The organism is Micromonospora sp. WMMD961 (assembly GCF_029626145.1).
Lineage (GTDB): Bacteria > Actinomycetota > Actinomycetes > Mycobacteriales > Micromonosporaceae > Micromonospora.
The window spans coordinates 56,121-80,116 of record NZ_JARUBJ010000002.1 but is presented as its reverse complement, the minus strand read 5'-3'; the positions used below and the strand labels follow the sequence as shown (position 1 = coordinate 80,116).

The window sequence follows — 23,996 nt, the reverse complement described above, 5'->3', positions numbered from 1 at the left end:
GCTCGTCAGGCAAGGTACCCCCGTGCTCGCCCTGTGCCTAGGGCTGTCTCCACAAGGACTGCTCGGCGGCGGAGTCCGCCCTCGCGAGGCAGGCTCTAGAGTGCTGTCCGGAGCCCCGGGTGCGACGTCGGGCCCGCTTCCCGTCCAGGTCTGTGGGGGTCCGTGTGCACCGACCGATACCGGAGTTCGGCACGGCGCTGCGCCGCGCTGCCGTCGTACTCCGTCGCTGGTGGCCGGAGGTCGTGCTCGGGCTCGGCGTGGCCGTCGCGATCCTCGGCCCGGTGCTCCGCCGGGGTTACCTCCTCCGCTACGACCTGGTGTTCGTGCCGGATCCGCCGTTCGGCGCGACGGTCTGGGGCAGCGGCTCGGAGCTGCCGCGTGCGGTGCCCAGCGAGCTGCTCGCGGTCGGCCTGTCCCAGTTGCTCCCCGCGGACCTGGCGGAGAAGGCGCTCCTGGCCGGCTGCCTCGCGCTGGCCGCGGTGGGTGCCGCCCGGTTGGCGCCCGTCGGTCACCCGTTGGCGCGGGTCGCCGCCGGACTCGGGTACGTCTGGAACCCCTGGGTGTACGGCCGGCTGCACCTCGGGCAGTGGGCGGTGACCGCCGGGTACGCCGCGTTGCCCTGGGCGTACGCCTGGGTGCTGGGGGTGCTGCGACGCCGGGCGGACGGCACTGATCCGCCCGAGGGTGCGGGCCCGAGCCGGCGCTCGGCGGTGGCCGGTGGCCTCGCGGTGGTGCTGGGTGGTCCCGCGATGGTGTCGGCGGCGGTGCTGACCTGCGCGCCGGCGTTGGCCCTGGCCCGCCAGTGGCGGGCGGTCGTCGCGGGCGCCGCGACGCTGGCCGGCCTCACCGCCCCGTGGCTGCTGGCGCTGACCCAGCGCGGCGGTGGGATCGATCTCGACGAGCGGGGAGTCGCCGCGTTCGCCGCCCGGGCGGACACGCCACTCGGCGTACTCGGCAGTGTCGTCACGCTCGGCGGTGTCTGGAGCCGGCACGCCGTGCCGGTCGGCCGTGACCAGTGGCCGGTCGCCCTGCTCGCGCTGACGCTCGCGGCGGCGGCGGTCTGGGGGTTCGGGCTGACCCGTCGCCGGTGGCCGTCGGCGGCCTGGTGGGGACTGCTCGTCGGTGCCGTGCTGGGCACCGTGATCGCTGTCGTTCCGGCCTTGCCGGGAGGCACGCGGTGGGTGACCGCGCTGGTCGAGCATGTTCCGCTGGTCGGGTCCGTCCGGGACAGCACCCGCCTGCTCGCGCCGCTCGCGCTGCTCCAGGCGGTGGGTCTCGGGATGCTGGTGGAGTCGGTGATAAGGACGGGCGCTCGCGCGTTGACCCCGCTGGTGGCGTTCGCCCCGGTGTTGCTCCTCCCTGGTCTGGCCTGGGGTCTCAGCGGTCAACTCGACACGGTGCGGTACCCCGCCGAGTGGGCGGAGGTGCGTGCGGTGGTCAACCGGGACCCGGCCGGCGGAAGCCTGGTCTCGCTGCCCTGGTCGTCATTTCGTGCCTACCGGTGGGCGGGCAACGTGCCCGTGCTTGACCCGGCGGCACGGGCGTTCCGCCGACCGGTGATCGGGGACCAGGACGTACTGGTCGGCCGGGACCGGATCAGGGGTGAGAGCCGTGAAGCCGATCGGGTGGCGGCGGTGTTGGCGGCACCTGGTGATCCCGGCCCCGCCCTTCGTCGGCTTGGCGTGCGATATGTGCTCATTCAAACCGATCAACCCGACGCCGCCGAGGTCGAGAGCCGTTTCGTGGACGCCGACCTGATTCGGCGCGGCTCGACATTGACACTGTTCTGTCTGTGTGATGGCGGTTCTTCCGGCTCATCGGAGACTGTCGGCATTGTTCCCACGCTGGGGTATTCGGTACTCGGGGTCACCCTGATGATCGCCCTTTCGTACCCCTCAGCACGACGGCGGTGCATGTTACTGTCCGGTACCTCTTGTCGAAGGGATCGTCAATGAAGGCATCCTTCAATCCCCTCCTGACCGCGGTCGTCGCCGCCGCGGTGGGGGCTGTGCTGGGAATTCTGGCCGTCTCGATCGGGACGTCCACCATCACCAACAGCAACACCAAGCCTGCCAACGTGGAGCAGCCCATCATCGTGTACGGCGAGCGCTGACGGCCCTCCATGGAGGGCCTACCTCCTGACGTGTCGTCAGATGCGGTCGTACTCGACGTCGTGGTGCCGGCCTTCAACGAGGCGGACCGACTGCCGGACACCCTGCTCCTGCTCCGGGCGGCGCTGGCCGGTCTCGATGTGCCCTGCCGGGTGACAGTGGTCGACAACGCCAGCACCGACGCGACCGCCAAGGTGGTGTCGTCCGCGTTGCCCGGCACGGTCCCCGTCCGGTTGTTGTGGTGTGGCGAGCGAGGAAAGGGGTTCGCGGTGCGGACCGGTGTGCTCGCCAGCGACGCGCGCTACGTCGGCTTCTGCGACGCGGACCTGGCCACCGCGCCGGACAACCTCGGGCAGGTGCTCGGCCTGCTGACCAAGGGCGTCGACGTGGTGGTCGGTTCGCGGGCACACCCCGAGTCGGTGGTCCAGGAGCGGCACAGTCTGCTCCGCCGGTGGGGCGCGGTGGCGTTCCGGGGCGCGGTCCGGCAGGTGGTCCGCAGCGTGGGCGAGACGCAGTGCGGGTTCAAGTTCTTCCGCGGCGACGTCGCGCGGCGCGCGTTCGCGCCACTGCGGTGCGGCGGGTTCGCCTTCGACGTGGAGGTGCTGGGACGCGTCGAGCGGGCGGGTGCCCGGCTGCAGGAGATCCCGGTCAACTGGGTGGACGTGCCCGGTTCCCGCTTCTCCCCGGTCCGCCACGGCTGGCAGAGCTTCGTGGACGTCGCGAAGATCCGCTGGCGGCTTCGTCACGCCAATGCCGTCTCCACCACGCCGGTGCCGGTCGTCGCCATCCCGGTGGCCCCCGACGTGACCACTGGTGCCGCCACTGTTGGATTGCGGCCGTGAGTGTCGGATCTTCCCCGGTCGCTGCGGCTCCCACCACCGACGTCCCGGTGGTGGGCCGCCGGATCGCCGTGCTCAACTGGAAGGACCCGTGGCATCCCGATGCCGGGGGCGCCGAGGTCTACGCCTGGCAGGTCGCCCGTGATCTGGTGACCGCCGGCGCGCAGGTCACCTTCCTGACCGCCCGGCCCAAAGGCAGCCGCGGCGACGAGGTTCGCGACGGCATCCGGATCGTCCGGGTCGGTGGCCGGTGGAGCATCTACCCCCGGGCGCTGGGTTGGTTGTCGCGCCGCCGACGTCAGTTCGACGCCGTGCTGGACTGTCAGAACGGCATCCCCTTCTTCAGCCCGGCGGTCCTGCCGACGAGCGTGCCGGTGGTCTGCGTGATCCACCATGTGCACGATCGGCAGTTCCGGCTGTACTTCGGGCCGCTGGTCGGTCGCTTCGGGGCGTGGCTGGAGGGGCCCGTCGCCCGCCGGGTCTACCGCCGTTGCGTGACCCTCGCGGTCTCGCCCTCCACGGCTACTGCTGTACGCGACCGGCTCGGCTGGACCGGCCCGGTGGTCGTGGTGCCGAACGGAGCGGATGCCGACCATCCCCCACGCCGGTCCCGGGACGAGCACCCCCGACTGGTCTGCGTCGGGCGGGTGACTCGGCACAAGCGGGTCGACCTGGTGCTCGACGCCGTCGACCAACTGCGGTCCGAGCGGCCCGACCTGCGCCTCGACATCGTCGGTGGCGGGCCGGACGTGGAGGCGGTCCGCGGGCAGGTCGACGAGCGTGGGCTGAACGACGTGGTGACGGTCCACGGTCACCTGCCCTCCGCCGAGCGGGACGCGCTGCTGGCCGCCGCCTGGTTGCACGTCTCCGGCTCGTGGGGTGAGGGCTGGGGTCTCGTGGTGGTGGAGGCTGCCGCCGCCGGGCTGCCCACTGTCGCCTTCGACGTGGACGGCCTGCGCGACGCCGTACGACCCGGCCGGACCGGGTGGTTGGTGTCTGAGGGCGAGCACCCGGCCGGTGATCTCGCCGCTGGGCTGGACCGCGCGCTGGACTCTGTCGCCACCCCCGCCGAGGCGGACCGGATGGCGGACGAGTGTCGACAGTGGAGTGATGCGTTCCGCTGGGCGGACACCGGCCGGCGGGTCCGCGCGGTCCTCGGGGACCTGCTCGCCGCACGCGCGGTGCCGTGGGCGTCCGGCGACGCCTGTCTCGTGGTCCGGACGCCCGAGCCGAACGATCTTCTCGCCCGGGTGGCACCACTGCTGCCCCACACCCGGCACGTCGCGCTCGACCAGCGGAGTCTGTGGATCCTGGTGCCGGGTGCCGATCCGGCGGCGATCCGGCGGGTGCTCCGCGACGTCGGCGTACCCGAGGACGCCGTGACAGAGTCGAGGGCGAGTCGAGACGAACTCCTCACCGGAGTTCCGGTACGGCAGTGTTGACCGCGTGGTCGACCGCTCGTCGTGCTCCCGGGGTGCCGTCCGCGACGGTGTCCCGGGCGGTGTGGCGCCTCCGTGAGCTGCTGGTCTGCCTCGCGCTGATCGGCCTGTGCGTCACCCAGAGCCCGGGTCTCGTCGTGCCCGACACGAAACTGGACATGGCCCTGGACCCGGGCGGGTTTCTCGCCCGCGCCACCCACCTGTGGGTCGTCGACTGGCAGTTCGGAACCCTGCAGAACCAGGCCGTCGGCTACTTCTTCCCGATGGGTCCGTTCTTCCTCCTCGGTGAGGCGATCGGTCTCCCGGCCTGGCTTGTCCAGCGGCTGTGGATGGCGATGCTGCTCTGCGTCGCCCTCACCGGCGTGGTACGCCTGGCCCGTGCCCTGGACCTCGGTGGCCCCGCGTCCCGCCTGGTGGCCGGCGCGGTGTTCGCCCTCTCGCCCCGGGCGCTGACCCTGGTCGGCACCGTCTCGGTGGAACTGCTGCCGTACTGCGTCGCACCGTGGGTGTTGCTGCCGTTGGTCAAGGGAGCGGCGGGCGGCTCGCTGCGGCGGGCGGCAGCGCTCAGCGGCCTGGCGGTGGTCTGCATGGGCGGGGTGAACGGCGCGGCCGTCGCGTGTGCCGTCCTCCCGGCCTTCCTCTACCTGGTGACGCGTGCGCCCGGGAAGCGGCGATTCCGCCTGCTGGCCTGCTGGACGGTGGCGATGGTGGCGGCCACCTTCTGGTGGCTGGCGCCGTTGCTGCTCCTCCAGCGGTACGGCTTCGCGTTCCTGCCGTTCACCGAGAGCGCCGCGGTGACGGCCGGCGTGACCTCCCTTCCGGAGGCCGTGCGTGGCGCCACCCACTGGGTGGGTCATCTGGTTGTCGACGGTCTGCCCTGGTGGCCCTCGGGGTGGGCCCTCGCCACGGTGCCCTGGATGGCCCTGCTCACCGGCCTGCTCGCCTGCGTCGGGCTGGCCGGCCTGGCCCGTCGGGACCTGCCCGAGCGGCGATTCCTCCTCGTCGCGGCGTTGGTCGGGCTGTTGACGCTGACCGCGGGGAACCTGGCGAACGGTGGAGCACCGTTCGCCGCGTCCGTGCGGGAGGCCCTCGACGGCCCGCTGGCCGCACTCCGCAATCTGCACAAGTTCGACGTCGTCGTCCGACTACCGCTGGCCCTGGCCACCGCGCACATGCTGGACACCGTCGGTCTGATCGCCGTCATCCGCCGGTTCTCCCGACCCACGGGGATGGCGCCCCGGCGGGTGGCGCTGGGAGTCACCGCCGCCGCCCTCGTGGCGGTGACCGCCGGCGCGGGCAGCGCGGGCCTCACCGCGGGCGGCGGCTTCCCGGCCCTGCCGGAGCACTGGAGGCAGGCGACCGGTTGGCTCGACCGGCACGCCGGCCCGGGTACCACGCTGCTCGTGCCCGGGTCCAACTTCGCCGAGTACGACTGGGGTCGCCCGTTGGACGAGCCGGTCCAGCCCCTGCTGGACTCGCCGTGGGCGGTACGTTCACTGGTACCGGGCGGCTCCGCGGGGAACGCGCGGCTGCTCTCCGCCATCGATGAGCGACTCGCCTCGGGTGCGATCTCCCCGGGCCTGACCGACGTCCTGGCCCGACTCGGCGTGCGCTACCTGCTCGTCCGCAACGACCTGCGTCAACCCGTCGGCGCCGTCGCCTGGCCGCTCCTGGTGCACCGGACACTGGACAACGCACCCGGGTTGTCCAGGGTCGCCGAATTCGGGCCGGGTGTGGGACTGCCGCCGGATTTCTTCGGGGCCTGGGACCACGGGCTGCGCAAGACGTACCCCGCGGTGGAGATCTACCAGGTGGACCGGCCGACCTCTCGGGTCACCCTGGCGGATGCGGCGCAGCCGCTCGACCTGGTCGGCGCGCCGGAGACCCTGCTTGATCTCAGCGACGCCGGTGTTCTCGGCAACCGGCCGGTGATCCTCAACGGCGATGGCCCAGCCATCCCGGGTGCGGGCACGGTGCTCGCCGACAGCCTTCGCCGCCGGGAGGTCGACTTCGGAATTGTCCGGGGCAACACCTCGCGGACGTTCACCGCCGACGACCGGCCACGGCAGGTGCGCGCGGTCCACGACGTCCTCGAACCCGCCTGGGACGCGTCGTTCACCTCGGCCGCATACACCGGGATCACCGATGTGCAGGCCTCCTCCAGCGCGGCCGACGTCGCCGGTCCGGCCGGGCTGCGCGACCCGTCCGCCGGGCCGTTCGCGGCCCTGGACGGCGACAGCGGTACGGCCTGGTTGACCGACGGCGCCCGCAGACCGGTGGGCCAGTGGCTGGATTTCCGGTTCCCGGGTGCGGTCCAGGTCGGTTTCGTGGACCTACAGGTGGTCGACGACGAGGAGATCGCCGCACCGGTCACCCGGGTCGAGGTCAGTACGGCCAGCGGTACCTCCGTGCACCAGATGACCGACGCCGGGCGAGCCCCGCAGCGGTTGGCGATTCCGGCGGGGCGTACCACCTGGATCCGCGTCACCATCGACGGCGTCTCCGGCATGGACGTGCCGGGCCGGCGCGCGGGCATCCGGGACCTTCGGGTGCCGGGGGTGAGCCCTGGGCGTTACCTGCGGCTGCCGGCACTGCCCGAGACCAGCGGCGCAGCGGAGGTCGTCGCGCTGGCCCGGAGGGCAGTCGACCGACCGGCCTGCGCCGCCGTCGACGACCACTACCTCTGCGCGCCCGACCTGATCCGTCGGGCCGAGGAGACCGGCCTCGCGCCCCGTCGCTTCGATCTGCCGAGCGCATCGACCGCCGCGCTCACCGGCCTGGCCCGTCCGACGCCGGCCACCGCTCTCTCCGTGTACGACGAGACGGTGGGCGGTGAGACCTTCACGACGTCCAGCGCCTGGTACGCCGACCCGGTCGCCTCGTCGCGGGCGTTGGGCGACGGCGACGACGGTACGAGTTGGTTGGCGGACCCGTACGACGCCCAGCCGACAGTGACACTGCGCTGGGCCAAGGCCCGGAAGGTCAGTTGGGTGCGGTTGCGGTTCGGGGCAAACCTGGTCGCGGCACCGCCGAGGACACTGCGGATCACCGGCGACGACGGCATCCGGGAGGTGGCCATCGACCCGGACGGAGTGGCACGCTTCCCGGCCCTGCGCACGAGCAAGCTCTTCATCACGGTGACCTCGACGGTGCCGCGCAACAGTCGATCGGCAGCATTCTTCGAGCTGGAGGCCCTTCCGGTCGGTCTGAGCGGCATCGACGTGGAGGGTGTGCCCGAGGCCAACCAACCCCGAGGCGTCGACAGTTCCGTGACGTTGCCCTGTGGTGCCGGGCCGACGGTCGTCGTCAACGGCACGTCGGTGCCGACGACCCTTTCCGGCACCCTGCGCGACATCCGCGACCTGCGGCCACTGCGGTACCGCGCGTGCACTGTCGAGCCGGCAGCCAAGGCCAAGGCCAAGGCCAAGGCGAAGCCGAAGGTGGACGCCGACCGGGTCGCGCTGCGGGCCGGTCAGAACGAGATCTCCGCCCCGGCGGACCGGTTCGTCGTCGACAGCGTGATCCTCAGCGGTACGACGGTGGCGCGAACGGTCGACGAACCGGCCCGCCAGGCGGTGACCGTGCTCTCCTGGACCGACCAGCACCGGTCGGTCGAGGTCGGTCCCGGTGGCAGCAGCTACCTGGTCGTACCGGAGAACGCCAATCCTGGCTGGCGTGCCACGCTCGACGGCGTCCGGCTCGAACCGACCCGCGTCGACGGGTGGAAACAGGCCTGGCTCGTGCCGGCCGGTGCCGCCGGCCGGGTCGACCTGGTCTTCACACCGGGCCGGCAGTACGACATCATCCTGCGGGTCGCCGGCGGTCTGCTGCTGCTGTTGGTCGTCGCGGCCCTGCTGCCCGCGCGTCGCCACCGACCGTCCTACCCGGTGGTGCCGACTACCCTGGCGACCGCGCCGCTGCTCGCGATCGGCGTACCGGCGCTGCTGGGCGGCCTGCTCGGCCTCGGCTGTGCGCTGCTGGTCGTGCTGCTGCACCGGCGTCGGATGCCCACCCCGGAGTGGATCTGGGCGCCGGCCGCCGTGGGGCTCGCGATCTACGGGTCCGAGCGGTGGTGGTTGTGGCGCGTCAGCGTGGAACCGGTGGCGGAGCTACTCGGCGTGCTCCCGACGGCCCTGCTCCTCCTGGCTGTCGCCGCCCTCGTGCTGCGCTCCCGGCGGGTTCGCGGAAAGTACGAGTCGCGTCGCGAGGGCCGGCTGCTCGGCTGGGCCCGACGTCGTAGCCTGCGACGCCGCCGTTTCCATGGGGATGACGGACGAGGCTCCGGCCCGGCGGTCGTTGGCCCGCCTCTCCAGGAGTCTCCGCAGCTGCTGCGTCGGCCGCTCGATGAGGTGGTAACTGGCGGCCGCGACCGGGATGGTCAGGGCCAGGGTCACCGTCAGGAGCACCCAGAACGAGCTTTGCGTCCGGGTGAAGCCGAGCAGCCGGAAGCACACCTCGAGGGCGAGGACGTGCCAGAGGAAGATGCCGTAGGAGATCCGGCCGAGGAATCTGACCAGCGGCTGGAGCAGGAGGGCGCGGGGCACCCCGCCGGACCCCCGCCCGACGAGCGGCGCGATCACGCACCACGTGATGAGCAGGAACAGCAGGTGCTCGCTGACCGACTCGACCGGAGTGGCCGATTCCAGGCCACGGGGCCCGGCGATCGGCGTGCTGGCGATCCAGAGCAGCACGCCGGCGATCAGCCACGACGTCCCGGGAGCGAACGTGACGACGCGCAGTCCGCGCGGAGTGCCGGACCACAGGTCCTTCTCGCCGAGGTCGGACCCGTCCGACCCCAGATGTGGGAGGAACGGAGAGGAAGTGGTGCTGGGAGGCCAGGAGGCGAGAACGGCCAAAACGATCCCGATCCCGAACCAGTCCAGGAAGGCGGGCAGCCAGAGCCACGACATCTGAGGTAGAGGCGAGTCGGGCCCGTGCGCGTACACATTCCACACGAGACCGACCAGGACGAGTGCGATGCCGAGCGCCAGCTGGCGCCGGGCCCGCGCCAGCGGGGTTCGACCGCCCATCCGTCGGCCGAGCGCCGCGATCAACGGCAGCGCCAGGTAGAAGACCGCCTCGGTGGCGAGGCTCCAGGTCTGTTCCATACCGACCGGCAGCCGCAATGGTTCATATATGTGTACGAGTAGGAGGGGTATTGCCCAGTCCCAGAGTGACCTGAGGTAATCGATGTTGAGCCAGGTCAGTGCGACAACCGTCATTGCCCAGTAGCCGGGCAGAATGCGCAGTGCGCGATGCCAGAGGTATGTGCGTACTGGCGGTTCCGGCTGCGCCTGAATTGCCGCACGGGCGAATGGTCGGTACAGGAGGAAGCCCGACAGGGCGAAGAAGATCGCCACTCCCACGTCCATCCTGGCCAGCACTCCACCAGCGAGTCCGGGCGAGTAGGTGAGTCCGCTGAGGAACGACACGTGGTGAACGAGAACCCCGAACACCGCTACGGCCCGAAGGCCTTCCAGGGCGGGCAGGAAGTCATCCGTACGACCACTATTCGGCTCGGCCGGACGGCCTGCCCCGCTGTTCGGGGCTGCTTTTGCAGGTCGGCTCACAGGTCCTCGACATCCCATTTGTTGTGACAGCCGGACGGCCGCATCCGACCATGTTCCGCACGGCTCGGAAGGCCGCGTCGGACCATATCTGAAATCGGTCTCGTCATGTACTGTCAGCCGACTAGTCGACCAATACAAGGGGAGGAGTTACATGCGATCTACGTCGGGTGCCATCTTGGTGGGGGTGGGCACGTTCCTGATCGTCGGGGCCGTGGCGGCGCCGCTGGTCGTCGCGCCCGCTCTCGTCAAGGTGCCCCTGGACCAGAGTTCGGTGACGGTCTCCACGGCCCAGAACGCGACCGTCCTTGATTTCGGCACGCTGTCGGAGCGTAGCGGGGTCAACCTGACCGCCCACCGAGCCGTCCGGGGCGATGTCAAGGACGGAAACGCTGACCGGGCGGTCTTCAACGTCGGTGTCCGGGTGATCGACGACGCCGACAAGGAGATCACGCTCAGTACGGACCGGGTGGCCCTCGACCGGCGTACGGCGATGGCCGTCGCCTGCTGCGCCGAGGACATCAACGGCGCGCCCTTCAAGCACGAGGGCCTGACGTACACCTTCCCGTTCGGGACGGAGAAGAAGACCTACCAGTACTTCGACAACACCGCTCGCAAGGCGTACCCCGCCAAGTACGTGAGCACGGAGAAGTTGCAGGGGTTGACCGTCTACAAGTTCGAGATGACTGTCGAGCCGATCCAGATCAGCGAGATCAAGGTCCCGGGCAGCCTGCTGGGCTCGACCGAGCAGGTCGTCAACGCTGGCCGCTACTACGCCAACACCCGCACCTTGTGGGTGGAGCCGGACAGTGGCGTGATCGTCAAGGGCCAGGAGAAGCAGTTGCAGACGCTCCGGGACGGCACCGGCGCGGACAAGATCAAGATCATCGACGCTGACCTCGCCTTCACCGAGGACACCCAGAAGCAGCAGGCAAAGGCTGCCAAGGACGCGCGTGGTCAGATCAACCTGCTGACCACAGTGGTGCCTGTCATCCTCGGTCTCCTCGGCCTCGCCCTGGTGCTGATCGGCGTGTACCTCGTCGTCCGTGCGGGTCGCCGCAGGCCCGAGGCGGCGCTGGTGGAGGCCGACGACCGGCCGACGACCGACCTGCCGTCGCAGCGGTCCCCGGAGCCGGTCGAGGAGTCCACGGCACCGGCCGGCGGACGTCACGCCGCGGAGCGCGCCGAGCCGTAGGCCATCACACACACCACCACCTCACCGCCGACCTGACCGGGCCGGCCGACCTGACCGGGTCGGCCGGCCCGGTCGTGTTCACTGCCGCTTCCGCGCCGCAGCCGAAATCCAGCATCCGTCAGTGATCGCCCAGCGCGTGTCCTGCTCGCGGCGAGTGAGGCGGGCGAGCGCTTTACATTCGTTATTTTATTGTAATTAGTCAATGTCGCGTCACACTCCGTGTCGACGGTCCTCGATTTCGTGCGGAATAGGGATGGATTGCCCGCCTTCGTGGACGGTCGCCCCCACCCGCTGTGACGCCGCGCTGTCACTGGGTCGCCGCCCTGTTACTGCTCGGTAATCGGGGGGTTGTGAGCTGCGTCGCAGCGGGTGCACCATCAAGCGCGATGGTTACCAGTCGGTAACAGATGGCGGGCCCGATGAGCCGCCACTTCGGGACCGGCAGCCGCACGCATCCAGCCCGAGGAGGAACCGTGCAGGATCGCTCGAAGAGTCAGGGTCGTACCCGGTGGGGGCGGTTCGCCGCCATGATGGTGCCCGCCACGGCCGCCGCCGGCGCCATCCTGTTCGGAATGTCGACCGGCGCGATCGCGTCCGACATCACGGTCTCCGGGCAGACGTTCAAGATCGGCGCTGATCGCCTGGAGGGCGACGGCTTCAGGCAGTACGGCGGCATCGTCCGGGAGAAGGGCAAGGACGGTAAGGCCGGTCAGGTCCACCCGATCGCGCTGTCCGAGATCAGCAGCGCCGAGCTGTACAGCCTCTGCCAGTCAGTCCGCGCCGACCTGCCGGGCCTGCCGGTCGTGCTCACCATCAACGCCGGTGAGGGCAAGGAGCCCGCCCGTGCCAAGGACCTGCTGATCGCGATGGACTCGCTGGACGGCAACGCGACCTTCACCAACATCAAGATTGGTCGGGACGCCACCGACCTGAACCCGACGGCGCAGGCCGGCTCGTTCGGCCAGAACTCCGACCACGTCACCATCACCAACCTGAAGCAGGTGTCCCGCTACACCACGGCGGCCACGTTCAACCTGGTCGGCCTCCGACTGAAGGTCAACGTGGGTGACGACGCCAAGGGCAAGGAGTGCTTCTGAGATGAGCCGTGGCCCGCGGCGCTCGGCACCGCGGGCCCGGCCCGTGTCCCCGTCCCCGTTCGGCCAGGAGGAGTACGTGACAAGCGCGAACCCGTCCCACGCCCGGCCCGGCGGTCCGGCCCAGGCGTGGCGGCTCTTCCGTCGCTGGCAGCGCAGCCGACCGTTCTGGGGTGGCCTGCTCACCGCGCTGGCCGGGCTGGAGATGTTCGCCTCCACCCGGATGACAGTCAACGGTCTGAGCTTCCACAGCGGGGCCAGTGGTCTGCTCTCGCTGTTGATCCCGGTCATCCTGGTGACCTGCGGCCTGCTGCTCTGGTTCACCCCGGCGCAGCGGCTGTTCTACTCCGTCGTCGCCGCGGTGACCGCGGTCTACTCGCTGATCGGGCTCAACCTCGGCGGTTTCTTCGTCGGTCTGCTGCTCGGCATCGTCGGAAGTGCGCTCGCCTTCGCGTGGACGCCGGTCCAGCCGGCCGCGCCCGACCCTGACGACGCGCAAACCCACCCGGCTGCGCCCGCGCCCGACGCGGGCGACGTGCCGACGCACGCGGCTGCGCCCGACGCGGGCGACGCGTCGACCCACCCGGCTGCGCCCGCGCCGGCTCCACCCGACCTGACCGACGCGTCGACCCGGGAGCAGCCGTCCGTCGCAAAGCCCGATCCGAGGGCCTTCGGCATCGCCCTCGTGGTGCTCGGCCTCGCCGCCGCCGGCCTGGCGGCCCAGCCCGGAGCGGTGCAGGCAGCGCCGAACCGGCCCACCACGACCGCCTGCCCGACCCCGTCCCGGACCGTCACGCCGTCACCCAGCCGCGCCGCGCCGTCACCCAGCCGCGCCGCGCCGACGCCGATGCCGAGCCCGACCCGGCGCGGCAACCTGATCACCGACATCCTGGACGGGATCGGCGACCTGCTCCCCGGCGGACGTGCCAAGGAGACCCCGAGCCCGACCGTGTCGCCGAGCGGCACGCCGACCACGCCTCCCGGGCCGGTCGCCTGCCCGTCGTCGCCCCCGGTCAGACCGGGCAGGCCGGCGACACCCGACAAGCCGGGCACGGTGCAGCCGGGGAAGCCACTGCCGCGCATCGCCGCCGACCCGCGCCTGCCGACGGTGGCCCAGACACCGTCCAAGCTCACCGGGTCGTCGGTGCGGATGACGGGGCTGCGGTTCGACGGAATCACCGACCTGCACACGGTGAAGGGCGACCTCACGGTGTTGAAGTTCAGCATGCGGGAGGCGGTGACCGACGACTTCCTGCTCCGCGCCGACGGTCCGGCCGGGCGCAACCAGCGGTACGCGACGGACCGGCTGACCGTCAGCGGCGACGTGGCCTTCTACGCCACCCGGTTCGTCGGCCGACTGCTCGGCATCAAGATCACATTGACGCCGGATCTGCCGCTCCCGGAGGGCCTCCCGATCACCTCGCCCATTCCGATCACGTTCACCGACCCGGCCATCGACCTGGCGTACGTCACCAGTGACACGCTGACCGCCAAGCCGGCGTTGGCGCTCAGTCTCGGCTGAACGCGCGGTTGCGCACTGCAGCGGACCTGTCGTACCCCCGGCGTGCGCAGCCGCAGCCCGATCAGAGCCGGGCCAGTGCCCGGCGCAGCGGGTCGAGACCCAGCGCACCCAGGTCCAACGCCTGCCGGTGGAACTCCCGCAGGTCGAAGTCCGCGCCCTTGCGGGCCTTGGCGTCCTCGCGGGCCTGCAGCCAGATCCGCTCACCCACCTTGTACGACGGTGCCTGCCCCGGCCAGCCCAGGTAGCGGTTCAGCTCGAAGCGCAGGTTCTCGTCCGGCACCCGGCAGTGCGCCCGCATGAACTCCCAGCCCAGCTCGGGCGTCCACCGCTCACCCGGGTGGAAACCGAACGGGTTGTCCTTCGGGATCTCCAGCTCCAGGTGCATGCCGATGTCCACGATCACCCGAGCCGCGCGCATCGCCTGGCCGTCGAGCATGCCCAGCTTGTCGCCCGGGTCCTCCAGGTAACCCAGCTCGTCCATCAGCCGCTCCGAGTAGAGGGCCCAGCCCTCGCCGTGCCCGGAGACCCAGCAGAGCAACCGCTGCCAGCGGTTGAGCAGGTCGGCCCGGACGGCGGTCTGCGCCACTTGGAGATGGTGACCCGGCACGCCCTCGTGGTAGACCGTCGTCACCTCCCGCCAGGTGGAGAAGTCGCTGATGCCCTGCGGCACCGCCCACCACATCCGGCCCGGGCGGGAGAAGTCCTCACTCGGACCCGTGTAGTAGATGGCACCGTCGCTGGTCGGGGCGAGGCAGCACTCGATGCGGCGGACCTGCTCCGGAATGTCGAAGTGGGTGCCGTGCAGCTCGGCGATGGCCTTGTCGGCCAACTCCTGCATCCAGTCCCGGAACGCCTCCTTGCCGCGGATGGTCCGGTCCGGGTCGGCGTCCAGTTTGGCCACGGCCTCGTCGACGCTGGCACCGGAGCCGGCGATGCGCCCGGCCACGACCCGCATCTCCGCCTCCAGCCGGGCCAGCTCCGCGAAGCCCCAGGCGTACGTCTCGTCCAGGTCGACCTTGGCGCCGAGGAAGTACTGCGAGGCCAGCTCGTAGCGCTCCCGGCCGGCGGCCTGCTTGTCGCGCCCGTGCGGGGCCACCTCGTTCCGGAGGAACTGGCCGAACTCGGCGGTCGCCGCGGTCGCCGCCGCCGCGCCCCGGCGCAGGTCCGCGCCGAGCGTGCCGTCTGCGCCCAGCCGCTCGACCAGCCCGTGGAAGAAGTTGTCGCCGGTCGGGTCGACCCAGATGTCGCACTGCTTGGCGACCTCGACCAACTGCACCTTCGAGCTGACCTCGCCGGCGGCGAGCGCCTCGCGCAGCGTGGTCTTGTAGCCCTCCAGTGCGCCGGCGAAGCCGTTGAGCCGGGCGGCGATGTTGGCCTGTTCGTCGCTGCTCTCGGCCGGCATCAGGTCGAACACCATGCGGATCTCGTGCAGCCCGCTGGTGATGACGCTGACCTCGCTGGTCACCTCACCGGCGTCGTATCGGGCGAGGTCCAGCCCGAGCCGTTCCTGCATGGCCTCCTTGGCGGTGCGCTCCAACTCGGTCGCCGGCTCGGTCACCTCCAACTCGGCGAGCGTCCGGCGAGTGAGGTCCGCGCGCGCTCGGTAGCCTTCGGGCGAAAGGTCGTCGAGCTTGTCGTCATGGCCGGCGATGCCGACGAAGGTCGCGCCGGTAGGGCTCAAAGGCGCCCACTCGGCTACGTATCGGTTGGCGATTTCATCGATTCGTCCCACGCTGCGACCCTACGTGACCACCCCGTTCCCGTGTCGACGCCGTTTGCCGTGTCCACGCTGCGGGTCTCGCAGGGTGTGACGTCCGAAAAGGGCTGCGATCCTGTCGGACCGTTAGGGCAGAGTGTCAGGGGTGAACACCGAGACCACTCCTGACAAGGCGCCGCTGGGCGCCTGGCTGCCGGGCTTCCTCGCCCTCGCCGCGATCTGGGGCTCCAGCTTCCTCTTCATCAAGATCGGTGTAGCCGAACTGCACCCGGTCCAGCTCACTCTCTACCGGGTCGGCGCCGGCGCGTTGACCCTGCTGGTCGTCCTCGCCGTGCTGCGCGACCGGCTTCCCCGCGAGCCCCGGGTCTGGGCGCACCTGGCTGTCGTCGCCGCGTTCGGTGTGGCCGTGCCGTTCACCCTGTTCGGCTACGGCGAGCAGCGGGTCGAGTCGATGCTGGCCGGCATCTGGAACGCCACCACGCCGCTGATCGTGCTGCCGCTGGCGGTGCTCGTCTTCCGCACCGAGCGGCTGACCGTCCGCCGTGCGGTCGGGCTCGGGCTGGGCTTCCTCGGCGTGCTGGTGGTGCTCGGGGTCTGGGAGGGCATCGGTGGGGCGCACTTCACCGGGCAACTGATGTGCTTCGGCGCGGCCGCCTGCTACGGGGTCGCGATCCCGTACCAGAAGCGGTTCGTCGCCGGCAGTGCCCACTCCGGCCTCTCGCTCTCCGCCGCGCAGCTGCTGCTGGCCGCGGGGCAACTGGCCGTCGTCACCCCGTTCGTCGCGGGCCTGCCGCCGCTGCCCACCGAGTTGTCGCCGGGCGTGGTGGCCAGCGTGTTGACTCTCGGCGCACTCGGCACCGGGCTCGCCTTCGTGATCAACATGCGCAACATCCGGGTGGCTGGCGCGAGCACCGCGTCCACGGTCACGTACCTGATCCCGATCTTCGCGGTGCTGATCGGCGCCGTGGCGCTCGGCGAGCGACTCAACTGGCACCAACCGGTCGGGGCGCTGATCGTGCTGCTCGGGGTCGCGGTCTCGCAGGGCGTTCTCGGCCGCCGCCGGACCAGCCCGGTGGTCGGCGTCGGTGCGCCCGCCGCCCCCGCCGCCGAGCCGGTACGTTGATCGGCCGGGTCAGGTGCGGTTGTGGGTCCACTCGACCAGTTGCTCGGCTGACCAGGTGTTGACGACCCGGTCGGCGGGGACGCCGCAGAGGGCGGCCCGCTCGCAGCCGAACCGTTGCCAGTCGAGCTGACCGGGTGCGTGCGCGTCGGTGTTGATGGCGAACCGGCAGCCCGCCTCCAGCGCGCGGCGGATCAGCCGCTTCGGCGGGTCCTGCCGTTCCGGCCGGGAGTTGATCTCGACGGCGGTGTCGTGTTCCGCGCACGCGGCGAAGACCGCGTCCGCGTCGAAGTCGCTCTCCGCCCGGGTCCGGGCGCGGTGCCCGCGGTCACCGGGACCGGTGACGCCGGCCGGGCGGGACGACACCATCCGGCCCGTGGCGTGCCCGAGGATGTCCAGGTGGGGGTTGGCGACCGCGGTCAGCATCCGCCGGGTCATCTTCGAGCGCTCGTCCTTCAGGCCGCTGTGCACCGAACCGACCACCACGTCCAGCCGGGCCAGCAACTCGTCGTCCTGGTCCAGTGAGCCGTCGGCGAGGATGTCCACCTCGATGCCGGTGAGGATCCGGAACCCCTCGGGAAGCGCCGCGTTGACCTGCGCCACGTAGTCGAGCTGCTGGCGCAGCCGGGCGGCGGTCAGCCCCCGGGCCACCGTCAGCCGGGGCGAGTGGTCGGTCAGCACCAGGTACTCGTGGCCCAACTCCACAGCGGCCAACGCCATCTCCTCGATCGGCGAGCCGCCGTCGGACCAGTCCGAGTGGGTGTGGCAGTCGCCGCGCAGGGCGGCGCGGAGCGCCGTCGCCTCGGCGTCCAGGTCGCTGCCCTCGGTCGCCACCAACCGGCGCAGGTAGACCGGCTCCTCACCGGCCAGCGACTCCACCACGCACCGGGCCGTCACGTCGCCGACGCCGGCCAGTTTGGTGAGCGTGCCGTTGCCGGCCCGCTCGGCCACCTCGGCTGCCGGCAGACCGGCCAACGCCTTCGCCGCCGACCGGAACGCGCGGACCCGGTAGGTGGCCTCGTTCGCCCGCTCCAACAGGAACGCGATGCGGCGCAGGTCGGCGATGGGATCTCTCGCGCCAGCCATGTCAGGGCGCCTTCGGGCAACCGTGCCGGCGTTGCCACGCGGTGACCTCGGCAGCCGGCTCCCGATTGCCGCCGCGCCGCCACGAGTCCAGGTAACGCGCCGGCCAGATCACCCCGCGCCGGATCCACCAGCCGTCCTTGCCGGTGCACGGCGGCGAGATGCCGAAGTGCACATGGCACACGTTGTTGGCGTTGCCGGTGCGCCCCACCTTGCCGAGCTGCTGCCCGGCGCGGACCCGCACCCCGGCATCGACGCCGCTGGTCACGACGCTCAGGTGCGAGCCGTAGTAGCGCACCGCGTCGTCGCCGAGCAGGGAGACCGACAGGCCGCCGTTCTCCGGGCCCTGCGGCCCACGCTTCGAGTACCGGTCGACCCGACTCACCTCCAGCACCGTCCCGTCGGTCACCGCGACGAACGGCTCACCGCAGTCGGCGAAGAGGTCAGTGGCCGGATACGTCCCGTGCGTCGGGTGGTAGTCGACGTTGTCGGCGCGTACCGGGAAGACGTGCCGCAGCCCGGCGCGCGGTGCCGCCGTCGCCGGCCCGGCCAACGACGGCGTCGGGGTCGGGGCGGTGGCCGTCGGCACCCCCGGCTGCTCGGCGGTCGCCCAGACCGTCGGCGGCGTCGGCACGGCACCGTCGGTGGGTGCCCCCGGCCGGGTGGTCGCGCAGCCGGCGACCAGCACCGGGGCGAGCAGCAGCAGGATCGGGTACGCCGGACGCGCGCGGCGGTCGATCGTCGGCGAGGGCATCCAGTCATCCTGGCAGAGCCGGTACCGTGGGCACGAGCGACGCGCGTGAGGGAGGGCAGCGACGGTGACCATCGCCCGACCCGATCCCGGCTCGGATCCCGGTGCCGTCGTCCGTCCGGTGGCGCGTACCCCCTCCGGTCTCTTTCCCGCCGGGCCCCCGCACCGACCCACCTACCGCGAGCCGCACCCGGTGACCGGTGGCGGTGTCGCCGCCGGCGGCGGGGCGGCAGCCGGCTGGTTGCTGCTGTTCGGCCTGCTCGGCACCGACGTGGCCAGCTACGTGTGGTGGACGGTCATGGCCGGTCTGCTGGCGTGGCTGACCGCCCTGGTGCTGGTCCGCCACGGCGACCGAGGCGTCGCCACCGGGGTCGCCATCGTCACCGCGGGGGGTTGGAGCATCGCCGCCGCCGTGCTGGCGGTCCGCTGGGCGACCAGCGGTGACTGGCCGCTGTGGTGACCCGCTCCGGCTGCTCCCGTCAGCATCCCGAAACGGCTCCGTAACGGCGCCGACGACTGCACGGTGTGCCCGGTTGGCTGCGTAGCGAACGCCGTCTTGACGTGGCCGCCGAGACTCGGCACGCTCGGCACCATGGCCTGGACCACCCTGCGGCAGGACCCCGAGCGCAGCCGCCGTCGCCTCCAGTTGTTGGCGGAGTTGGCGGGTGCCCGCGCGGTCCGTCAGCGCAGCCGACCGCACCGGCAGCGCACCGAGCGTCTTCGCCAGCTCATCGCCACCCGCCGTCGGGTAGCCGGCTGATCCGACTTTGACAGGAATGACCGGCCTTCGGGGCGTTGACCGGTCGCCTGCCGACCTGACCGGCTAACGTGCACGCGTAACGAGTCGGCGCTGTGCCGAGGGGCTATTGGGGGGACCGTGTCGTACTTCGCTGCGGCCGTGGTGCGTGACGACAGTGGCTGGACCGCCGCCGAGGTCAGTCTGCGTGGCGCCACCGACATCGACGAGGTCGCCGACCGGCTGCGTGACGTCGACCAGGAGGCCGACGTGTCGCTGCTCTTCGTCGAGGCAGATGACGCGTATCTGGTGGTCCTCCGTCTCGACGAGGGCGAGGACCTGCGGGTGTTCGGCTCGGACTCCGCGTACGCCGAGGAATCCCAACTCGGTGCGGTGCTGGTCGGTGACCTGAAGACCTCGGTCACCGGGCTCGACGGCGACGAGGAGCCGCGCCCGGCTGCCAGCGGCGACGACGAGAGCGAGCAGCCCGTCGTCGACCCGGAGGCCGACCCCGTCGGTGATGCCGACCTGCTGGCCAATCTGGGCATCTCCGCGCAGCGGCTGCTGACCCTGTGCACGCACGAGGGGATGATGCCGGCGGACGTCACCGCCGAGATCTGCCAGGTGCTCGGCTGTGCGGACGAGGTCGAGGAGCTGCGTGAGGTCTGAGCCGGCCGACGCCACCGATCCGTCGCTGGAGTCGATCCGGCCGGGGCAGCCCACTCCCGGTGCGGTGGGGCGGGCCGGGCCCGGTGCCCACGAGGGCCTGGCCGACGTGGGCGAGGTCGGGCGACGGCAGCGGCACGAGCTGTGGATGCGCCGCGCCCTGGAGGTCGCTGTCACGAGCCCCGCCGGCTCCGCCGCGGGCACCACCGACGTGGACGACGTACCGGTCGGAGCGGTGCTCTACGGGCCGGACGGCACCGAACTGGCTGTCGGGCGCAACGAGCGGGAGCTGACCGGCGACCCCACCGCCCACGCCGAGGTGCTGGCCCTGCGCCGGGCTGCCGAGCGGACCGGCCGGTGGCGGCTGGACGGCAGCACCCTGGTGGTCACCCTCGAACCGTGCACCATGTGCGCGGGTGCGCTGGTGCTGGCCCGGGTCTCCACCGTCGTCTTCGGCGCGTGGGAGCCGAAGACCGGCGCGGCCGGGTCACTCTGGGACGTCCTGCGCGACCGTCGACTCAACCACCGGCCCGAGGTCTACGGCGGTGTGCTGGAGGCCGAGACCTCCGCCGTGCTGCGCGCCTTCTTCCGCTGAGGTTCTCAGGCCGGCGGAAGGGTGACCGTGACGATCAGGCCGCCGGCCGGCCGGGGCTGCGCCTCGGCGGTGCCGCCGTGGGCCCGGGCCACCGCGCGGACGATGGACAGCCCCAACCCGAACCCCCGCGCGCCGGCGATCCGCTCCCGCGACAGCCGACGGAACGGCTGGAACATCGTCTCGACGTCGTAGCCGGGGATGACCGGGCCGGTGTTGGTCACCGTGAGGGTGGGCCGGCCGTCGACCAGCCCGGTGCGTACCTCCACCCAGCCGCCGGCCGGAAGATTGTGACGCAGCGCGTTCTCCACCAGGTTGAACGTGAGCCGCTCCAACAGCACCGAATCGCCGTTGGCCGGCGCCGGCTCCAGGTTCCGGCGCACCCTCACGTCGGGTGCCTGCTTCCCGGCCTGGTCGGTCATGTGCGCGCAGACCTCGGCCAGGTCGACCGGCGTACGCTCGGTCAGCTCGTTCTCCGAGTCCGCGAGCGTGAGCAGCCCGTCGATCAGCCGCTCGTGCCGCTCGTTGACCGCCAGCAGCGACTCGCCCAGCCGCCGGGTCTCCGCCGACGCGTCCGGGCGGGTGACCGCCAACTCCACGAGTGCGCGGTTGAGCGCCAACGGAGTACGCAGCTCGTGCGACGCGCTGGCCACGAACCGGCGCTGCCCGTCGAAGGAGCGGTCCAGCCGTTCCAGCATCTCGTCGAACGTGTCGGCCAGCTCGCGTACCTCGTCGCGCGGGCCGGTGAGTGCGATCCGCTCGTGCAGACCACGGCCGGCGGTGTCCGCACCGGCGATCCGCCGGGCCGTGTCGGTGACCTGGTGCAGCGGCTGCAACGCCCGACCGGCGAGCAACCACCCGAATGCGATCGCCACCGCCGACACCACTACCAACGCCACGCCGCCCTGGGTGAGCAGCGACTCCAGGGCGTTGCGCTTCGCCTCGTCCTGCGCCTGCTCGACGAAGGCACGCAGCATCTCGATGTTCTGCCCGCCGCCGGAACCCGATGTCGTCGCGGGCACCGGCAGATCGCGCAGTTTCACCCCGAACGGCTGCGGCATCCGCTGATCGACCAGCACGTACGTGACGGCGAGTAGGACGATGCCGGCCAGCAGGAAGAGCCCGCCGTAGATGAGGGTGAGCCGGGCGCGGATGGTCAACCGTTTCATCGGATCTGGTACCCCGCCCCGGGCACCGTCTCGATGACCGTTGGGTCACCGAGTTTGCGGCGCAGCTTCATGACGGTCACCCGGACGACGTTGGTGAACGGGTCGATGTGCTCGTCCCAGGCGCGCTCCAACAACTCCTCGGCGGAGACCACCGCCCCGTCGGCGCGCAGCAGCTCGGCCAGCACCGCGAACTCCTTGCGGGACAGCGCGACGTGCCGGTCGTCCCGGCGTACCTCGTGGCGGGCCGGGTCGAGTTGGATGCCGGCGCGACGCAGCGTCGGCGGGGTTGCCGGGCGGGCCCGGCGGGTCAGCGCGTGCACCCGCGCCGACAGCTCGACCAGGGCGAACGGCTTCGTCAGGTAGTCGTCGGCGCCGAGCGCCAACCCCGCGACCCGCTCCCGGACCGCCGCCGACGCGGTCAGCATCAGCACCCGGGTCTCGCCACCCGCGTCCACGATCGCCCGGCACACGTCGTCGCCGTGCACCACCGGCAGGTCGCGGTCCAGGACCACCACGGCGTACTCGTTGACGCCGAGCCGTTCCAAGGCGGCGTCCCCGTCGTACGCCACGTCGACCGCGAACGACTCCCGACGCAGCCACTCGGCGATGGCGTCCGCCAGCACGTTCTCGTCCTCGACCACCAGCACTCTCACCCCTCCATGGTGCTCGGGGCGCGGTAACGGCGGCGTAACCGCTCACGGTAACGCCGGAGATACGCCCGTTGCCGTGCACTGGTTGCCATGTTCGGCGAACCGCGCCGGACCTGAGCGGAAGCGGACACCATGCGACGACAGATGCTGGCGATCCCCGTCCTGCTCGCCCTCGCGCTGCCCGGGTGCGGCGCGGGAGGCGGCGACGGCGGCGGGGTCGCGACCGCCGGTGGGGCGAAGACCGGCGCCACGGCGAGCAGCGCGCCGGTCAGTGACTCGGATCGGCAACTCGCCTTCGCCCGATGCATGCGCGAGAACGGGGTGGATCTGCCCGACCCGGAGGCGGGCGGCCGACCAGGCTTCCGGTTCGGGGCGGACGTGGATCAGCAGAAGATCCAGGCCGCCATGGAGAAGTGTCGGGACAAGCTGCCCAACGGTGGGCAGGGGCCGCAGCTCAACCCGGAGCAGGCAGAGCAGATGCGCGCCATGGCCAAGTGCATGCGGGAGAACGGGGTGCCGGACTTCCCGGACCCGGACGCCGACGGGCGGGTCCGGATCGGGGCGGGGGACAACGCGATCAACATCGGCGATCCGGCGATGAAGGCCGCGTTGGAGAAGTGCCGGCAGCACGCGCCGCAGTTCGGCGGTGGCCGGTGAGCGGCACCATCCGACGCTCGCGGCTGCGAGCCGCCGTCACCGGGGGCATCGTTCTGCTGGTCGCCGCCGTGGGCGTGCTCGCCGCGGTGGGATTCGGGGGTGGTGCCGGTGGCGATCGTGCCCGGGCTGGGAGCGCGTCGCCGGCCACCGCCACTGTCACCCGGCAGACCCTCGCCGACTCGGAGACCGCCGACGGCGAGCTGGGGTACGGAACGACGCGTACCGCCACGGCGAAGCTCAGCGGCACTGTCACCGCGCTGGCGGCGACCGGGTCGACGGTGCAGCGGGGCAAGCCGCTCTACCTCGTTGACAACGAGGAGGTGGTGCTCCTCTACGGCGGTCTGCCCGCGTACCGGACTCTCGCCCCCGGGGTGGAGGGTGCCGACGTCGCGCAGTTCGAGCGGAACCTGGAGGCGCTGGGCTACACCGGGTTCACTGTCGACGACGAGTACACCGGCAACACCGCCGACGCCGTCCGCGACTGGCAGGAGGATCTCGGCCTGGCCGAGACCGGCCGGGTCGAGCCGGGGCGGATCGTGTACGCCGACCGGGAGGTCCGGGTGGAGAGCCACCAGGCCGCCGTGGGTGATCTCACGCAGCCCGGCCAGGGGGTGCTCACCTACACCGGCACCGACCGCGTGGTCACCGTCGAGTTGGACGTGGACGACCAGCGGCTGGCCAAGCGCGACGCGAAGGTCACCGTGAAGCTGCCGGACGGCCGGGCGGTGGACGGCATCATCAGCACCGTCGAGACGATCATCCAGGCCGGCGCGGCCGGCGCCAACGGGCAGTCCGGCGACGCCGAGACGAAGATCGAGGTGACAGTCGCGGTGACCGACCCGAAGGCTCTCACCGGGTTCGACCAGGCCAGCGCGGACGTCACGTTCACCGTCTCGGAACGCCGGGACGTGCTCACCGTGCCGGTGGCGGCGCTGTTGGCGCTCGCCGAGGGTGGCTACGGCGTCCAGGTCGTCGAGGGTGGCGCGAGCCGGATCCTCGCGGTGACGACCGGGCTGTTCGCCGACGGCCGGGTCGAGGTCACCGGCACCGGCATCACCGAGGGCACGACGGTGGTGGTGCCGACGTGA

General features: G+C 71.6%; 20 protein-coding genes. 15 read left to right on the top strand and 5 right to left on the bottom strand.

Translation table 11 applies throughout. From position 1 onward, the window contains the following. Positions 1 to 164: 164 nt before the first annotated feature. The 8 genes from O7614_RS00470 to O7614_RS00435 all read left to right on the top strand — a co-directional run bounded on the left by O7614_RS00470 (position 165) and on the right by O7614_RS00435 (position 13,767). On the top strand, positions 165 to 1,955 hold the full coding sequence (locus O7614_RS00470; protein WP_278136533.1) for a hypothetical protein: 1,791 nt from the start codon (positions 165 to 167) through the stop codon (positions 1,953 to 1,955). After that, complete coding sequence (locus O7614_RS00465; RefSeq protein WP_157742438.1) at positions 1,952 to 2,113, top strand: hypothetical protein; 162 nt, start codon at positions 1,952 to 1,954, stop codon at positions 2,111 to 2,113. The genes O7614_RS00470 and O7614_RS00465 overlap by 4 nt, the downstream gene beginning before the upstream one ends. 30 nt (positions 2,114 to 2,143) lie before the next feature. Beyond that, positions 2,144 to 2,953: a glycosyltransferase gene (locus tag O7614_RS00460; protein ID WP_278136532.1), complete on the top strand. Its 810-nt coding sequence runs from the start codon at positions 2,144 to 2,146 to the stop codon at positions 2,951 to 2,953. After that, a complete protein-coding gene (locus O7614_RS00455; RefSeq protein ID WP_278136531.1) occupies positions 2,950 to 4,392 on the top strand; it encodes a glycosyltransferase family 4 protein in 1,443 nt (480 codons plus the stop codon). Before O7614_RS00460 ends, O7614_RS00455 begins: the two co-directional genes overlap by 4 nt. Positions 4,393 to 4,451: 59 nt before the next feature. Beyond that, positions 4,452 to 9,308 carry an alpha-(1->3)-arabinofuranosyltransferase family protein gene (locus O7614_RS00450; protein ID WP_278136530.1) on the top strand — a complete coding sequence of 1,619 codons (4,857 nt, stop codon included), beginning with the start codon at positions 4,452 to 4,454 and terminating at the stop codon, positions 9,306 to 9,308. A gap of 802 nt (positions 9,309 to 10,110) precedes the next feature. Next, on the top strand, positions 10,111 to 11,151 hold the full coding sequence (locus tag O7614_RS00445; protein ID WP_278136529.1) for a DUF3068 domain-containing protein: 1,041 nt from the start codon (positions 10,111 to 10,113) through the stop codon (positions 11,149 to 11,151). Between the two features lie 473 nt (positions 11,152 to 11,624). Then, entirely contained in the window at positions 11,625 to 12,248 is a 624-nt protein-coding gene (locus tag O7614_RS00440; RefSeq protein ID WP_278136528.1) for a DUF6230 family protein, read from the top strand. 1 nt (position 12,249) lies between these two features. Beyond that, positions 12,250 to 13,767: a DUF6114 domain-containing protein gene (locus O7614_RS00435; RefSeq protein WP_278136527.1), complete on the top strand. Its 1,518-nt coding sequence runs from the start codon at positions 12,250 to 12,252 to the stop codon at positions 13,765 to 13,767. 61 nt (positions 13,768 to 13,828) lie between these two features. Here the strand turns inward: O7614_RS00435 and O7614_RS00430 are convergent, their stop codons facing one another. Next, the gene (locus O7614_RS00430; RefSeq protein WP_278136526.1) at positions 13,829 to 15,499 is read right to left on the bottom strand and encodes a DUF885 domain-containing protein; all 1,671 of its coding nucleotides are present in this window, start codon (positions 15,497 to 15,499) and stop codon (positions 13,829 to 13,831) included. A gap of 130 nt (positions 15,500 to 15,629) precedes the next feature. Between O7614_RS00430 and O7614_RS00425 the strand changes: the two genes are divergently transcribed. Beyond that, positions 15,630 to 16,607, top strand: a complete 978-nt coding sequence (locus O7614_RS00425) for a DMT family transporter (RefSeq protein ID WP_278136525.1) — start codon at positions 15,630 to 15,632, stop codon at positions 16,605 to 16,607. Positions 16,608 to 16,616: 9 nt separating this feature from the next. Here O7614_RS00425 and O7614_RS00420 read toward each other — a convergent pair whose 3' ends face one another. Next, the gene (locus tag O7614_RS00420) at positions 16,617 to 17,690 is read right to left on the bottom strand and encodes a PHP domain-containing protein (protein ID WP_278136524.1); all 1,074 of its coding nucleotides are present in this window, start codon (positions 17,688 to 17,690) and stop codon (positions 16,617 to 16,619) included. Between the two features lies 1 nt (position 17,691). Further along, the gene (locus O7614_RS00415) at positions 17,692 to 18,441 is read right to left on the bottom strand and encodes a M23 family metallopeptidase (protein WP_278136523.1); all 750 of its coding nucleotides are present in this window, start codon (positions 18,439 to 18,441) and stop codon (positions 17,692 to 17,694) included. Positions 18,442 to 18,511: 70 nt separating this feature from the next. Between O7614_RS00415 and O7614_RS00410 the strand changes: the two genes are divergently transcribed. The 4 genes from O7614_RS00410 (at position 18,512) to O7614_RS00395 (ending at position 20,435) form a co-directional block, all read left to right on the top strand. After that, positions 18,512 to 18,898, top strand: a complete 387-nt coding sequence (locus O7614_RS00410; protein ID WP_278142093.1) for a hypothetical protein — start codon at positions 18,512 to 18,514, stop codon at positions 18,896 to 18,898. 132 nt (positions 18,899 to 19,030) lie between these two features. Continuing rightward, positions 19,031 to 19,198 carry a hypothetical protein gene (locus tag O7614_RS00405; RefSeq protein ID WP_278136522.1) on the top strand — a complete coding sequence of 56 codons (168 nt, stop codon included), beginning with the start codon at positions 19,031 to 19,033 and terminating at the stop codon, positions 19,196 to 19,198. 117 nt (positions 19,199 to 19,315) lie between these two features. Further along, on the top strand, positions 19,316 to 19,843 hold the full coding sequence (locus tag O7614_RS00400) for a tRNA adenosine deaminase-associated protein (RefSeq protein ID WP_278136521.1): 528 nt from the start codon (positions 19,316 to 19,318) through the stop codon (positions 19,841 to 19,843). 145 nt (positions 19,844 to 19,988) lie between these two features. After that, positions 19,989 to 20,435 (top strand): nucleoside deaminase, encoded by a 447-nt coding sequence (locus O7614_RS00395; protein WP_278142092.1) that lies wholly within the window; start codon positions 19,989 to 19,991, stop codon positions 20,433 to 20,435. 5 nt (positions 20,436 to 20,440) lie between these two features. Here O7614_RS00395 and O7614_RS00390 read toward each other — a convergent pair whose 3' ends face one another. Beyond that, a complete protein-coding gene (locus O7614_RS00390) occupies positions 20,441 to 21,601 on the bottom strand; it encodes a HAMP domain-containing sensor histidine kinase (protein ID WP_278136520.1) in 1,161 nt (386 codons plus the stop codon). Then, the gene (locus O7614_RS00385) at positions 21,598 to 22,254 is read right to left on the bottom strand and encodes a response regulator transcription factor (RefSeq protein WP_278136519.1); all 657 of its coding nucleotides are present in this window, start codon (positions 22,252 to 22,254) and stop codon (positions 21,598 to 21,600) included. Before O7614_RS00385 ends, O7614_RS00390 begins: the two co-directional genes overlap by 4 nt. A gap of 129 nt (positions 22,255 to 22,383) precedes the next feature. Here O7614_RS00385 and O7614_RS00380 point away from each other — a divergent pair, with 129 nt between their 5' ends. Further along, complete coding sequence (locus O7614_RS00380) at positions 22,384 to 22,908, top strand: hypothetical protein (protein ID WP_278136518.1); 525 nt, start codon at positions 22,384 to 22,386, stop codon at positions 22,906 to 22,908. Continuing rightward, positions 22,905 to 23,996, top strand: a complete 1,092-nt coding sequence (locus O7614_RS00375; protein WP_278136517.1) for a peptidoglycan-binding domain-containing protein — start codon at positions 22,905 to 22,907, stop codon at positions 23,994 to 23,996. The genes O7614_RS00380 and O7614_RS00375 overlap by 4 nt, the downstream gene beginning before the upstream one ends.